Raw genomic sequence first — 13815 nt, forward strand, 5'->3', positions numbered from 1 at the left:
GCTAACCAGACAAAGCAAGCGCCGATGCCCACCACTCTTTTTCCTGCCGAGGCAGCGCCGGCGCCATCGCCATCAACCCCGCCTGTGCTGCGGCGCCTGCTGGCAGACCTGCGCATTGCCTTGCCGGTCAGCCTGCTGGCCGGCCTGGTGATCACGCTTGCCAACGGCTACCCGGAATTGCTGTACGAACAGCTTGTCTATTCGCTGTGCATCGGTGTGATTGCCTTCGGCATGGTCGACCTGGCGCGCCTGCTCATCTGGCCGCATCCGAATCGGCGTGTGCTCCAGTGGCTGGCGTTTCTCGTCTTCATGCTGGCCGCTTCGCTGATCGGACATTTCATCGGGATCCATGTCGGTGCGCTCGTGCTGGGCCACACCGTTCCCACGCTCGCCGACTATCCCTCGATTGGTCGCATCAGCATGGTCCTGTTCACCTTCCTCGGCATGTGCACGATGATCGTCCTGGTCGAACAGCGCGAGCGGGTTGCACGCATTGGCCGCGAACACCAGGAAGCGCGCCTGCGCGCCGAAGTCGTCGAGCGCCAGGCCGTGCAGGCGCAATTGCGTCTGCTGCAGGCCCAGATCGAGCCGCACATGCTGTTCAATACCCTGGCCAACCTGCAGGGCCTGATTGCCCTCGACCCCGAGCGCGCCAGCCTCATGCTCGACCAGTTGATCCAGTACCTGCGCGCCACGCTCGGCGCCACGCGCGCGGACAGTACGACGCTGGAGCAGGAGTTCGCTGCCATGCAGGCTTACCTCGGCCTGATGGGCGTGCGCATGGGCGCGCGCCTGGCTTACCGCTTCGACTTGCCGCCCGAACTGCGCAAGGCGCGGCTGCCGCCGCTGCTGCTGCAGCCGCTGGTCGAGAACGCCATCGTGCACGGGCTGGAGCCGAAGATCGAGGGCGGTGAGATCCTGGTCGAAGCCCGCGCCCGCGACGGCCTGCTCGACATCGCCGTGCGCGACAGCGGACTCGGCCTGAATGAAGATGCCGCGCCAGCCCGCAGCGGCGGCGGGGTGGGCGTGGCGACCACCCGCGAACGCCTGCAAGCCCTGTATGGCGAGCGCGCCAGCGTGCTGCTCGCGCCAGCCCAGCCGCAGGGCACGATCGTCCGACTCACCCTTCCATTGGAGAATCCATGAGCATCCGCGCCCTGATTGCCGAAGACGAACCGATCCTGGCCGCGGTGCTGGCAGCCAGCCTGCGGCGCCTGTGGCCGGAACTCGAGATCGTCGGCTCCGCGCCGAACGGCGTCGCCGCGGTCGAGCAGGCGCTGGCGCTGCGGCCGGACATCCTGTTTTTCGACATCAAGATGCCCGGGCAGAGCGGGCTGGAGGCGGCCGAGGAACTGGCCGAGTGCTGGGACGCTAATGGAGAAAACGCGGCGCCGTTCCCGTAGGTGGTGTTCGTCACCGCCTACGACGAGTACGCGGTGCAGGCCTTCGAGCAGGCCGCCGCCGACTACGTGCTCAAGCCGGTGAACGACGCACGCCTGGCGCGCACCGTCGAGCGCCTGCGCACGCGGGTTGCCAGTCGCTCGGACGATGGCGGGCTGGCCAGCCTGGTCGGCCAGTTGCAGGCGCTGTTGCCGGCGGTGGCCGCACACGAACGCCTGAGCGTGATCCGCGCCGCCGTCGGCAATACCGTGCGCATGATCCCGGTGCAGGAGGTAGTGTTCTTCCAGGCGCTCGACAAGTACGTGAACGTGGCCACCGCCGACAGCGAGGCCCTGATCCGGCTGCCGCTGAAGGACTTGCTGCCCCAGCTCGATCCGGCCTGCTTCCAGCAGGTCAGCCGCAGCACGGTGGTAAACCTGCGCTGCGTGGCGCATGCCGGGCGCGATACGGCGGGCAAGGTGGTCCTGCACCTGCGCAACCGGCCCGACAAGCTGCGCGTGAGTCCCGTCTACGCCCACCAGTTCCGGCAGATGTAGGCGCGCCTTCGCGCTTTCTCGGAAGTCTTTGCCGCTGCGCTTTACTGCTGTGCTCGTCTGCACGGTACGTTAGCGCACGGTAGCCGCGCCTGCGCAGGCGTACTTTCATTCCATGCCCCAGGTCCGCACCGGACCCATCCAGAGGAGGGAAACATGAAAGCACGCAAGACAATCTGCAGCCTGGTGTGCGCGCTGCTGCCGCTCGGTCCGCTGACCCTGGCACCCGTGGCCGCACAGGCACAAAATTATGCTCGCGACCGCATGCCGGCGCCCGACATCCGCGGCTTCGACGTCGAGGAAGTGCGCCGCATCGCTCCCGGCGTGGAACTGCATTTCAATCTGTACGGCACGCCCGGCGGCAACGCCACGGTGAAGATCGACGGCGCCACCCGCAACCTGCGCCTGCACGAGCTCGACCGTGGCCAGTACGCCGGCACCTACACGATCGGCACCCACGACCGCATCCGCAACGGTAGCCGCGTGACGGCCGACCTGCGCGTGGGCGACCGCGTGGCCAGCGACGTGCTGCGCGAAACCCTGGTGCGCGACGGCGCGCCGCCGGCAACCCAGCGCAACCTGGCCGCCGACAACCGCGGCCGCACGACCGAGTCCCCGCGCGCGGCGCGCTACTGCACCAATTGCGCCACCGTGGAAGCAGTGAACGTGGTCGAGCACAAGGGTTCCGGCGCCCTGGGTACGGTGGGCGGCGCCGTCATCGGCGGCCTGCTCGGCAACCAGGTCGGCAGCGGTAGCGGCCGCACGGCGGCAACGGCGGCCGGCGCCATCGGCGGCGCAGTGGTGGGGCGCAATATCGAGCAAAATCAGCGCCGCGACCAGCGTTACGAAGTCGTGGTCCGGTATTCGGGGAATGGCGCGACGCAAACCCTGCAATACGACAACGATCCAGGCTTCCGTGCCGGCGACGCGGTACGCGTGAACGACGGCGTGCTGTCGCGCGACCAGTAAGAGCCTATCTCAGTAGGCTCGAGTCGCCGCTGGTGCGCCTGACAAGCGGGGGCTGCGTTGCTCGTCGTTGCATGGAACCACCATGCGGCCTCCTCGCGCCTTGCCCGCGCTTGCCATGCATCGCCATCCGCTTCCTCGTGCCGACTGAGATAGGCTCTAAGGCGGCGATTCAAAACGAAACCGGCTCCGATAAGGCGCTCTCGTCCTGAGAAAGCCGCATCGGAGCCGATTCCTGCACTGCTACAACTGCCGGGCATTCCTGTGAACTGCTCCGGTAAAACATGTGCCGGTAGGAGCGATCAGGCGGTGGCGAGCATCTGGTCGTCGCCGGCCGCATCGAGCTCGGCCTTCTTGCCGGCAGCCTTGGTGCGCGAGCGCGATGGCGGCAGGCGGCGCAGCGTCTTGAGGGCTTCGGCGTCCTTGATGCCGATGGTGCGCTGGTCGACGGTGATCAGGCCGATTTCGTTGAACGCCGACAGTGTGCGGCTGACGGTTTCCAGGGTCAGGCCGAGGTAGCTGCCGATCTCGTGGCGCGTCATGCGCAGGTTGAACAGCTTGCTCGAGTAACCCATGGCGGCGAAGCGGTCGGCCAGCGACACCAGGAAGCGGGCCACGCGGGCTTCGGCCGAGAGGGCGCCGAGCATGCCGATCATCGCCTGTTCGCGCACCAGCTCGCGGCTCATCACGCCGTACATCAGGTTTTCGAGCTCCATGTGCACGCGGCCCAGGGCGGTCAGTTTCTTGAACGGCAGCAGGATCAGGTCGCAGTCGGACAAGGCCACGGCCTCGGAGGCGTAGTGGCGGGTGTGGATGCCGTCGACGCCGAGCATGTCGCCCTTCATCGGGAAGCTCAGCACCTGCTCATTGCCGAATTCGTCGATGAGCACGGTTTTCAGGAAGCCGGAGTTGACGATGTACAGGGTGTCGAAGGCCTGGCCGATGGTGTGCACGCGCTGGCCGGTCTTGAATTGTACGTGCTGGAACAGCAACTCTTCCGAGTTGACCGAGACCGCGGCCGGAATATGCAGCAGGTCGCAGACTTCCTTCAGGTTGGACCACAGGCGGCCCTGGCGCTGGCGGCCGGCCTCCATGGGCGTGGTATGCATGGTCGACGTGCTGGCGGTGCGTTGGTCTGTCGTTTGCTGGGACTGCATGCTCATCTCCAGTGAAGAATTCTTTCGGGTGAGGCCGCGAGTGGCGCTGCACCGGTGCTTCAATAGGAATTCAGGAACGGCGGCAGGCTGGCTTACGGAGAGAAAGGTGATCGCAAGCAAGTCGATACGCTGGATTCAGTATGCCAACACGAGTCCGGCAGTGGTATCAGCAATGGCTGAATGTGTAGGTAGGAGAGAAGGTAGGAATGTAGGAGTATTCCGACCGAATTACTTGCCGCATAGAGGGAGAGGCTTGTTCGCAGCGGATGCGGACCACTGCGAATGGATCAAAGTGCGCGTGGCGCTGGTGGCACGAATGCGACTGGACGGTGTCCAAGTTGATTAGGCTTGTTGACGCGTCCTTGCCCATACCGCAGTCGTGCCGGAAATACTTTTACGCCAGCATACGGCGGCGCGGTCAAGCCTTCATCGGCGCCAGCAGGCGGTGCGCCACCGCATACTGCACCATTTCCGACAACGAAGTCATGCCCATCTTCTGCATGATGCGCGTCTTGTGTGTGCTGACGGTTTTCACCGACAAGTGCAAATTGTTGGCGATCTCGGTAATCGACTTGCCGCCCACCAGCAGCGAAAACACCTCGAACTCGCGGTCCGACAACTGCTTGTGCAGCAATTGCTCGTTCGGCGCCATGATGTTCAGGGCCAGTTGCTCGGCCACCTCGGTGCTGATGTAGGGCCGCCCCGAGGCCACCTTGCGGATCGCCCCCACCAGCTGGGTGCCCGCGCTTTCCTTGGTGAGGTAGCCCTGGGCCCCGGCGCGGATCGCCCGCACCGCGTACTGTTCCTCTTCGTGCATGGTGAGGATGAGGATGGCCAGCTTCGGCGCCTCGCTGCGCACCTGGCGGATCAGGTCGACCCCGCTGCGCCCGGGCATCGACAAGTCGAGCAGCAGCAAATCGAAGCCGCCCTGGCGCACCAGGGACAGCACCTCGAAGCCGTTGGTGGCTTCGCCGACGATCTCGACGTCGAGTGCGCCGTCGAGGATGCGCTTGAGTCCTTCGCGCATGATGGTGTGATCATCTGCGATGACGATTCTGATCATGTTGCATTCTCCCCAGTTCCAGGCAAGCCGTGGCTATTGCTTCCACCTTATATATAGATGCAGGGTGCACGGGACGGCGCGCACCCGTCCGGCCGCTCAGTCCGGCGCCGGCTCGCTGATCAGGCGGTGCACCAGCACCGGGCGCGTGGTTTGCGCCAGCACCTTGTTGGTGACGCTGCCCAGCAGCAGCTGCCCCCAGCCGCTGCGCCCGTGCGAGCCCATGAAGATCAGGTCGCAGCCCTGCTGCTCGGCGACCTCGACGATCTTCAGGGCGGTGGCGTCGGAAAACGCCGTCATGCAGCTGTGCTGCAGGTTGGCCCTGGCGCAGGAATGCATGATGCGGCCCATGTAGTCCTCGCCCATGCGCTTCATCTGTTCGGCGTATTCTTCCTCGCTCGGGTAGGATGGCGGGATGATTTCGACGTAGACGGGGTACTGGTACTCGGGCGCGACGAACAGGGCCAGCACTTCGGCGCCCATCTGTTGCGCGAATTTGACGCCGGCACAGGCCGTATGTTGCGAGACGGCCGAGCCGTCGGTGGTGATCAGGATTTTCCGGTACATGGTTATGTCCTCCCAGACGCACGTATTGTTACCTCACTGGGCAGTCCCGTGATTGCGATGACGCAAGCCCTTGAGTTTGCTCAAACATGAGCTCGCTAGCACCGGACCGGTCCGGAAAACCGTGCACAATCGACGCGACCACAAAACAACACCTGGCTTGTGAAAAGATTCAGGAACCGCATGGTTTTATTGTCGCGGAATTAAGTTTCCTTGTCCATTTTGTTGTACCGCGATCGCCGACATTTACCTACGGCAACCACACTGCTACACTCGCTAACTGAATTTTGGGCTTCCTGCGAGGAAAGTAACGCGCGCGGAAGTCCGCATTACCAACGGACCGAAGCACGCAGACCGCGACATTTATATTATGGAGAAGCAGGGATTATGACCGACGCCGCTGACGATTTCGACGCACTATTCGAGGAAGTGGCGGCCCAGCGTGCCAACGCGGCGCCGGCTCCTGCCGCCCCCGCAGCCGCTCCCGCAGCACAACCCGCCGACGAGGACGACCTCGAGGCCTTGTTCGACCAGGTAGCCGCCGCTACGCCGGTAGCCGCAGCCGCAGTACCGGTAGCTGCCGCGGCCCCCGCGGCGGTGGCCTCTGCAACCGCAGCCCCTTCCGGCGACGCCGCCGAAGGCGAGGGCGGCAACATGTACGAGCGCCTGGGCGGCATCGTGCGCCTGCTGCACGACTCGCTGCGCGAGCTCGGCTACGACCGCGCGCTGACCGAAGCCTCGTCGCAGATCGTGGACGCCCAGGATCGCCTGGAATACGTCGCCACCCTGACCGAGCAGGCCGCCAACAAGGTGCTGAACACCCTGGACGAAGGCATGCCGGCCCAGGACAAGCTGTCGAAGCAGGCCCAGGACATGGAAACCCGCTGGAACGATCTGTTCTCCGGCAAGCTCGGCCTGGACGAATTCAAGGCCCTGGCCGGCGATTCGCGCCAGTTCGCGCAGGCCGTGTCGGTGGCCGCCGAAGCCGAAAAGGCGCGCCTGCTCGACATCATGATGGCCCAGGACTTCCAGGACATCACCGGCCAGCTGATCAAGAAAGTGGTCACCATCACCAAGACCGTCGAGAACGAGCTGGCCCAGCTGCTGCGCGACAACGCGCCGCCTGAAACCCGTGCCAAGCTGGCCGAGAAGGAAGCCGCACCGGCGCCGCTGATGCAAGGCCCGTCCGTGCCTGACGTGGCGCTGGACCAGGACAATGTCGACGACCTTCTTGCCGATCTGGGATTCTAATGGACGATATGCTCAAGGACTTCGTCGTCGAGGCGATGGATCTGGCAGTCAATGTTGAAGAGCACCTGCTGCGCCTCGAACGCGACCCCGAGAACAAGGAAACGCTGAATGCGGTGTTTCGTTCGTTCCACACCATCAAGGGCGGCGCCGGCTTCATGGGCCTGCCCGCGCTGGTCGCGGCCTGCCACCTGACCGAAAACCTGTTCGACGCGCTGCGCACCGGCGCCGCGCCCGTCACGCCGCTGTCGATCGAAGCGGCGCTGCAGGCATCGGGCTTCGTGGCCGACCAGCTGAACGACCTGAACAACGGCGCCGCGCCGGAACAGCTCGCGCCCATGCCGCAGGACCTGGAACGCATCCTGATGGATGCGATCGAAGGCAAGGCCGCGGCTGCGTCGACTACCGCGCCGGCTGCTGCTGCGCCGGCTCCGGTGGCTGCGCCGGTTGTCGAGGCCGCTCCGGTTGCCGCGCCTGCCGCCGCCGCCGGCGAAGATGGCCTGGACTGGACCGCGATGTACAACGCCGTGGTGCCGGCTGCGAATGCGATCGCCGTCGCTGCGCCGGTTGCAGCGCCTGCCGCGTCTGCCGCCGCCCCTGCACCGACCGAATCCGCGCCTGCCGCGGCCGCATCCGCCGCGCCTGCCGCAGCCGCGCCCGCCGCGGGAAAGCCGGGCTGGGACGGCGTCGAGCGCCGTGGCGACAACAAGGTGGCCGACGCCCGCGCCGCCGCCGCGCCGGCAAAGGACGAAAGCATCCGTATCGATGCCGTGAAACTCGACGCGCTGCTGGAAGTGGCCGGCGAATCGGTACAGGCCGCCAACCAGGCTGCCGTGCTGCTGGAACGCCTGTCACAGTTCAAGTTCGAAGGCCAGGCCGCCACCCTGATGGCCACGCTGACCGAAACTCTGGAGCGCGCCTCGCGCTACTCGGCCGAACTGCAGCGCGCTACGCTGGCGACCCGCATGCAGCCGGTGGGCCGCCTGTTCCAGAAGTTCCCGCGCTTGGTGCGCGAACTGGCGAAGGACCTGGGCAAGGACGTTGAGCTGACCATCGAAGGCGCCGAGACCGAAGTCGACCGCGTCGTCGTGGACAGCCTGTACGACCCGCTGGTGCACATGCTGCGCAACGCGCTGGACCACGGCGTCGAATCGCCGCAGGACCGCGTCGCCGCCGGCAAGCCCGCGAAGGCCTTCATCCTGCTGAAAGCCTGGCAGGAAGCCAACAGCGTCATGATCGTGCTGCAGGACGACGGCAAGGGCATGGACCCGGCCAAGCTGCGCAAGAAGGCCTTTGAAAAGGGCCTGATCAGCGAGAACGGCGCGCCGAACGACGAAGACGCCTACCAGCTGGTGTTCCTGCCGGGCTTCTCGACCAAGGAAGTCGCTTCCTCGGTCTCGGGCCGCGGCGTGGGCATGGACGTGGTCAAGACGGCGGTGGAAAAGAACCGCGGTGCGATCCGCATCGATTCCCAGCTGGGTTCCGGCACCAAGTTCGCGATCCGCCTGCCGATCGAACTGTCGATCGTGCCGACCATGCTGGTCTCCACCTCGGGCGCCTCGCTGGCGCTGCCGATGGCGGTGGTCGAGCGCGTGGTCGAGCTGCCGGAGGAATTCTCGATGGTCGGCGGCGCCCCGGTGCTGAAGGACCAGGGCCGTCCGCTGCCGGTGCGCTCGCTGGCCGGCGCGCTCGGCTACGAGGAAGCACCGGAACGCGTCGGCATCGTCATCAACGCACCGCAGCCCTACATCCTGGCAGTGGAAGCGGTCGATGGCACGGCGGACCTCGTGATCAAGCCGATGACGGCGCTGACCGTCGAGGGCATCACCGGTACCGCGCGTTCGGCCGAAGGCGAGCTGGTGCTGGTGGTCGGCCTGTCCTTCCTGATGGACGGCTGCCGCAGCACGGTGCGCATGGCGGCGTAACAACGCACCAAATCCGTGAAAAGGGCCCGCCGCGGCCCTTGCAAGAAAAAGCCTGTGCAAACCCTGCACAGGCTTTTTTATTTGCATTTGCGTCTTTACGTTCAAACGAAATTTGCATCGATAGGCCATTATTGGCAGAATCGTGCAAACGGGTCCGCTTGCCGCACTGCACAATTGTGGGCATAATCAAAAAACGCTTCCCCATTTCTACGCGCCCGCACAGGAAACCGCATGTTAAAGACCCTCTACGACAAACTCTGGGACGCCCACGTCGTGCGTGCCGATGCCGACGGAACGACGGTGCTGTACATCGACCGCCACCTGGTACACGAAGTCACCAGCCCGCAGGCCTTCGAGGGACTACGCGAAGCCGGCCGTCCGCTCTGGCGCAACGCCGCCAATTTGCTGGTGGCCGACCACAACGTGCCGACCACCGACCGCCGCGACGGCATCGCCGATCCGACCTCGCGCCTGCAGGTGGAAACGCTCGACGCCAACGCGAAGAGCTATGGACTTACCTACTTCAACATGAACGACAAGCGCCAGGGCATCGTCCACGTGATCGGGCCGGAGCAGGGCGCGACCCTGCCGGGCATGACCGTGGTCTGCGGCGACTCGCACACCTCGACCCACGGCGCCTTCGGCTGCCTGGCGCATGGGATCGGCACCTCCGAAGTCGAGCACGTGCTGGCCACGCAGACCCTGCTGGCGAAGAAGTCGAAGTCCATGCTGGTGCAGGTCGACGGCGCGCTGCCGAAAGGCGTGACGGCGAAAGACATCGTGCTGGCCGTGATTGGCAAGATCGGCACCGCCGGCGGCACCGGTTATGCCATCGAATTCGGCGGTTCGACCATCCGGTCGCTGTCGATGGAAGGCCGCATGACGGTCTGTAACATGGCCATCGAAGCCGGTGCACGCGCCGGCATGGTGGCCGTCGACGATACCACGATCGAGTACGTGAAGGGCCGTCCGTTCTCGCCGGTTGGCCCGCAGTGGGAGCAGGCGGTGAGCTACTGGCGCACCCTGCATTCCGACCCGGGCGCCAGGTTCGACATGGTCGTGACCCTGAACGCCGCCGACATCCGTCCGCAGGTCACCTGGGGCACCTCGCCCGAGATGGTGATCGCCATCGACGGCCGCGTGCCCGATCCCGAGCAGGAAAAGGATGCCGTGCGCCGCGACGCCATGGAAAAGGCGCTGACCTACATGGCGCTCGAACCGAACACCGCCATCGAGGACATCCGCATCGACAAGGTCTTCATCGGCTCCTGCACGAATTCGCGCATCGAGGACTTGCGCGCCGCCGCGGCAGTCGTACGCGGGCGCCAGCGCGCCTCGAACGTGAAACTGGCGCTGGTGGTGCCGGGTTCCGGGCTGGTGAAGGAACAGGCCGAGCACGAAGGGCTGGACGCGATCTTCAAAGCCGCCGGTTTCGAATGGCGTGAGCCGGGCTGCTCGATGTGCCTGGCGATGAACGCCGACCGCCTGGAGCCGGGCGAACGCTGCGCCTCGACCTCGAACCGCAACTTCGAAGGGCGGCAAGGGCAGGGCAGCCGCACCCATTTGGTGTCGCCGGCGATGGCCGCCGCGGCCGGTATCGCCGGCCACTTCGTCGATGTACGCGCATTGTAGAATTCGGATTTTTGACTCTTTCGATCACCATGAAAAAAGCATTCGCACTCACCCTCGTCGCTATCGTCCTCACCGGCTGCAACACCATCTCCGGCATCGGCCGCGATGTACAGAAGGTCGGCCAGGTCGTCACCAGCGCCGGCGGCAAGTAAGCACATTTGAACATGCCATCATTCGGCGAATCAGGAACAGCACATGGATAAATTCACCGTACACGAAGGCCTGGTGGCGCCGCTCGACCGCGCCAATGTCGATACCGACGCCATCATCCCGAAGCAGTTCCTGAAGTCGATCCGCCGCACCGGCTTCGGCCCGAACCTGTTCGACGAGTGGCGCTACCTCGACCACGGCGAACCGGGCCAGGACAACAGCCGCCGCCCGCTGAACCCGGACTTCGTGCTGAACCAGCCGCGTTACCAGGGCGCCTCGATCCTCCTGGCGCGCAAGAACTTCGGCTGCGGTTCCTCGCGCGAGCATGCGCCCTGGGCCCTGCAGCAGTACGGCTTCCGTGCGATCGTCGCGCCGAGCTTCGCCGACATCTTCTTCAACAACTGCTACAAGAGCGGCCTGCTGCCGATCGTGCTGAGCGAAGCGCAGGTCGACCAGCTGTTCAATGAAGTGAAAGCCTTCAGCGGCTTCAAGCTGGTGGTCGACCTGGAAAACCAGGTGCTGCGCACGGCCGACGGACGGCTTGGTTTCGAGTTCGCCATCGACGACTTCCGCAAGTACTGCCTGCTGAACGGCCTGGACGACATCGGCCTGACCCTGCGCCACGCCGACGAAATCCGCGCCTTTGAAGAGCGCCACCTGGCGCGCCAGCCCTGGCTGGCCAACACCATCTGAAAGAACGCATGACCAAGATCGCAATCCTGCCGGGCGACGGCATCGGTCCCGAAATCATCGACCAGGCCGTACGCGTGCTCGACGCGCTGGGCGAATCCTTCGAGATGGAGCGCGCCCCAGTCGGCGGCGCCGGCTACGCGGCCCACGGCCATCCGCTGCCCGAAGCAACGCTGAAGCTGGCGAAGGAAGCCGACGCCGTGCTGTTCGGCGCCGTGGGCGACTACCAGTACGACACCCTGGAGCGCGCGCTGCGCCCGGAGCAGGCCATCCTCGGCCTGCGCAAGGAGCTCGGCCTGTTCGCCAACCTGCGTCCAGCGATCCTGTACCCGGAACTGGCCGGCGCCTCGACCCTGAAACCGGAAGTGGTATCGGGCCTGGACATCCTGATCATCCGCGAACTGACCGGCGACATCTACTTCGGCAAGCCGCGCGGCGTGCGCGAGTGCCCGGACGGTCCGTTCAAGGGCCAGCGCGAAGGCTTCGACACGATGCGCTATGCCGAAGGCGAAATCCGCCGCATCGCCCACGTCGCCTTCCAGGCCGCACAAAAGCGGGATAAACGCGTGACCAGCGTCGACAAGGCGAATGTGCTGGAAACCTTCCAGTTCTGGCGCGACATCGTCACCGACGTGCACAAGGAGTACCCGGACGTCGCGCTCGAGCACATGTACGTCGATAACGCTGCGATGCAGCTGGTGCGCGCACCGAAAAAGTTCGACGTCATCGTCACCGGCAACATGTTCGGCGACATCCTGTCCGACGCCGCTGCGATGCTGACCGGCTCGATCGGCATGCTGCCCTCGGCCTCGCTCGATGCGGACAACAAGGGCCTGTACGAACCCTCGCACGGCTCGGCGCCGGACATCGCCGGCAAGGGCGTGGCGAATCCGCTGGCGACGATTCTGTCGGCCGCGATGATGCTGCGCTATTCGCTGAACAGGGCCGAGCAGGCCGACCGCATCGAGACCGCCGTGAAGAGCGTCCTCCAGCAAGGATTGCGCACACCGGATATATTTGAGGATGGCACGCAGCGCGTTTCTACCGTCCAGATGGGCGACGCGGTAGTCCGCGCCCTCAATTAATGGCGCAGTTCGCACACCCCTAACGCGTGTGCTCGCAACGAATCGTAAGGTGGGCACTCTGTGCCCACGCGTGAACGCCGGGCATTGTTGGCTCCCATGTCCACCAATACGCCCTCGTCATCGTTAACGTATCAATGAATAACCCCTAAAGGAAAATAATGAAGTTAGTAGGCCTGGTTGGTTGGCGCGGCATGGTCGGTTCGGTCCTGATGCAGCGCATGCAGGACGAGGGCGATTTCGCCCACATCGAACCGGTGTTCTTCACGACGTCGAACCCGGGCGGCGACGCCCCGAAGATGGCGAAGAACGAAACCAAACTGAAAAGCGCCACCGACATCGCCGAGCTGTCGAAGTGCGAGATCATCATCTCCTGCCAGGGCGGCGACTACACCACCGAGGTGTACCCGCAACTGCGCGCCGCAGGCTGGAACGGCTACTGGATCGACGCCGCATCGACCCTGCGCATGAACGACGACGCCGTCATCGTGCTCGACCCGGTGAACAAGGACGTGATCCAGAATGCGCTCTCGCGCGGCGTGAAGAATTACATCGGCGGCAACTGTACCGTGTCGTGCATGCTGATGGGCCTGGGCGGCCTGTTCGAACAGGGCCTGGTCGAGTGGATGACCTCCATGACCTACCAGGCGGCCTCCGGCGGCGGCGCCCAGCACATGCGCGAGCTGCTCACGCAATTCGGCACCATCAACGCGGCCGTCAAGCCGCTGCTCGACGACCCGGCCTCGGCCATCCTGGAAATCGACCGCACCGTGCTGGCCACCCAGCATGGCTATGCCCCTGACGAGATCAAGCAGTTCGGCGCGCCGCTGGCCGGCAACCTGATCCCGTGGATCGACAAGGACCTGGGCAACGGCCAGTCGAAGGAAGAGTGGAAGGCCGGCGCCGAGACCAACAAGATCCTCGGCCTGGGCGAAGCCTTCGGTTCGGCCGCGATTCCGGTCGACGGCCTGTGCGTGCGCATTGGCGCCATGCGCTGCCACTCGCAGGCGCTGACCATCAAGCTGAAAAAGGACGTGCCGCTGGACGAGATCAACGACATCATCGCCTCGCACAACGAGTGGGTGAAGGTGGTGCCGAACACGCGCGAAGCGTCGGTGCATGATCTGTCGCCGGCCGCGGTGACCGGCAGCCTGACGATTCCGGTCGGCCGCCTGCGCAAGATGTCGATGGGTCCCGAGTACCTGTCGGCCTTCACCGTCGGCGACCAGCTGCTGTGGGGCGCCGCCGAGCCGCTGCGCCGCATGCTGCGGATCGTGCTCGAGAAGTAATCCGAACGGCGCCGCGTGCATCGCGGCGCACCGCTTCATTGCCGCGTAGGGTGGGTACTCGTACCCACCTCGTCGTCGGCCCCGTGCCATCGAGCGCAAGGCTGGTGGGTACAAGTAC

Annotated in this window: 12 protein-coding genes and 1 pseudogene; 10 read left to right on the forward strand and 3 right to left on the reverse strand. The window is 65.1% G+C overall.

Annotation, left to right across the window (positions count from 1 at the left end; translation table 11 throughout):
• Positions 1–24 precede the first annotated feature (24 nt).
• The 3 genes and pseudogenes from LK540_RS19115 (at position 25) to LK540_RS19125 (ending at position 2903) form a co-directional block, all read left to right on the forward strand.
• Positions 25–1146: a sensor histidine kinase gene (locus tag LK540_RS19115; protein WP_229438903.1), complete on the forward strand. Its 1122-nt coding sequence runs from the start codon at positions 25–27 to the stop codon at positions 1144–1146.
• A pseudogene (locus tag LK540_RS19120) lies at positions 1143–1937 on the forward strand (LytR/AlgR family response regulator transcription factor). The gene LK540_RS19115 and the pseudogene LK540_RS19120 overlap by 4 nt, the downstream one beginning before the upstream one ends.
• Positions 1938–2090: 153 nt before the next feature.
• Positions 2091–2903 (forward strand): glycine zipper 2TM domain-containing protein, encoded by an 813-nt coding sequence (locus tag LK540_RS19125; protein ID WP_229438904.1) that lies wholly within the window; start codon positions 2091–2093, stop codon positions 2901–2903.
• A gap of 299 nt (positions 2904–3202) precedes the next feature.
• On the opposite strand, the gene LK540_RS19130 is transcribed toward LK540_RS19125, so the two are convergent.
• From LK540_RS19130 to LK540_RS19140, 3 genes are all read right to left on the reverse strand, one after another.
• A complete protein-coding gene (locus LK540_RS19130) occupies positions 3203–3994 on the reverse strand; it encodes a Crp/Fnr family transcriptional regulator (protein WP_229438979.1) in 792 nt (263 codons plus the stop codon).
• 481 nt (positions 3995–4475) lie between these two features.
• Positions 4476–5120: a response regulator transcription factor gene (locus LK540_RS19135; protein WP_229438905.1), complete on the reverse strand. Its 645-nt coding sequence runs from the start codon at positions 5118–5120 to the stop codon at positions 4476–4478.
• A 96-nt stretch (positions 5121–5216) separates the two neighbouring features.
• Positions 5217–5684: a universal stress protein gene (locus LK540_RS19140; RefSeq protein ID WP_229438906.1), complete on the reverse strand. Its 468-nt coding sequence runs from the start codon at positions 5682–5684 to the stop codon at positions 5217–5219.
• Positions 5685–6068: 384 nt separating this feature from the next.
• Between LK540_RS19140 and LK540_RS19145 the strand changes: the two genes are divergently transcribed.
• From LK540_RS19145 to asd, 7 genes are all read left to right on the forward strand, one after another.
• Positions 6069–6932 (forward strand): protein phosphatase CheZ, encoded by an 864-nt coding sequence (locus tag LK540_RS19145; RefSeq protein WP_229438907.1) that lies wholly within the window; start codon positions 6069–6071, stop codon positions 6930–6932.
• A complete protein-coding gene (locus tag LK540_RS19150) occupies positions 6932–8854 on the forward strand; it encodes a chemotaxis protein CheA (protein WP_229438908.1) in 1923 nt (640 codons plus the stop codon). The genes LK540_RS19145 and LK540_RS19150 overlap by 1 nt, the downstream gene beginning before the upstream one ends.
• A gap of 231 nt (positions 8855–9085) precedes the next feature.
• Entirely contained in the window at positions 9086–10486 is a 1401-nt protein-coding gene (leuC, locus tag LK540_RS19155; protein ID WP_229438909.1) for a 3-isopropylmalate dehydratase large subunit, read from the forward strand.
• A gap of 29 nt (positions 10487–10515) precedes the next feature.
• Positions 10516–10638, forward strand: a complete 123-nt coding sequence (locus tag LK540_RS19160) for an entericidin A/B family lipoprotein (protein ID WP_229438910.1) — start codon at positions 10516–10518, stop codon at positions 10636–10638.
• A 43-nt stretch (positions 10639–10681) separates the two neighbouring features.
• Positions 10682–11329: a 3-isopropylmalate dehydratase small subunit gene (gene leuD, locus LK540_RS19165; protein WP_229438911.1), complete on the forward strand. Its 648-nt coding sequence runs from the start codon at positions 10682–10684 to the stop codon at positions 11327–11329.
• Between the two features lie 8 nt (positions 11330–11337).
• Complete coding sequence (leuB, locus tag LK540_RS19170) at positions 11338–12411, forward strand: 3-isopropylmalate dehydrogenase (protein WP_229438912.1); 1074 nt, start codon at positions 11338–11340, stop codon at positions 12409–12411.
• Positions 12412–12569: 158 nt separating this feature from the next.
• Positions 12570–13697, forward strand: a complete 1128-nt coding sequence (asd, locus tag LK540_RS19175; RefSeq protein ID WP_229438913.1) for an aspartate-semialdehyde dehydrogenase — start codon at positions 12570–12572, stop codon at positions 13695–13697.
• The last annotated feature ends 118 nt before the right edge of the window (positions 13698–13815 follow it).

Origin of the sequence: Massilia sp. IC2-278, from assembly GCF_020708045.1 — a bacterium.
Taxonomy (GTDB): Bacteria; Pseudomonadota; Gammaproteobacteria; order Burkholderiales; family Burkholderiaceae_D; genus Telluria.

Excerpts from the sequence above, each read along its gene's own strand:
- LK540_RS19115 (WP_229438903.1), top strand. The coding sequence starts at position 25 with ATGCCCACCACTCTTTTTCCTGCCGAGGCAGCGCCGGCGCCATCGCCA.
- LK540_RS19125 (WP_229438904.1), top strand. The coding sequence starts at position 2,091 with ATGAAAGCACGCAAGACAATCTGCAGCCTGGTGTGCGCGCTGCTGCCG.
- LK540_RS19130 (WP_229438979.1), bottom strand. The coding sequence starts at position 3,994 with ATGGAGGCCGGCCGCCAGCGCCAGGGCCGCCTGTGGTCCAACCTGAAG.
- LK540_RS19135 (WP_229438905.1), bottom strand. The coding sequence starts at position 5,120 with ATGATCAGAATCGTCATCGCAGATGATCACACCATCATGCGCGAAGGA.
- LK540_RS19140 (WP_229438906.1), bottom strand. The coding sequence starts at position 5,684 with ATGTACCGGAAAATCCTGATCACCACCGACGGCTCGGCCGTCTCGCAA.
- LK540_RS19145 (WP_229438907.1), top strand. The coding sequence starts at position 6,069 with ATGACCGACGCCGCTGACGATTTCGACGCACTATTCGAGGAAGTGGCG.
- LK540_RS19150 (WP_229438908.1), top strand. The coding sequence starts at position 6,932 with ATGGACGATATGCTCAAGGACTTCGTCGTCGAGGCGATGGATCTGGCA.
- leuC (WP_229438909.1), top strand. The coding sequence starts at position 9,086 with ATGTTAAAGACCCTCTACGACAAACTCTGGGACGCCCACGTCGTGCGT.
- LK540_RS19160 (WP_229438910.1), top strand. The coding sequence starts at position 10,516 with ATGAAAAAAGCATTCGCACTCACCCTCGTCGCTATCGTCCTCACCGGC.
- leuD (WP_229438911.1), top strand. The coding sequence starts at position 10,682 with ATGGATAAATTCACCGTACACGAAGGCCTGGTGGCGCCGCTCGACCGC.
- leuB (WP_229438912.1), top strand. The coding sequence starts at position 11,338 with ATGACCAAGATCGCAATCCTGCCGGGCGACGGCATCGGTCCCGAAATC.
- asd (WP_229438913.1), top strand. The coding sequence starts at position 12,570 with ATGAAGTTAGTAGGCCTGGTTGGTTGGCGCGGCATGGTCGGTTCGGTC.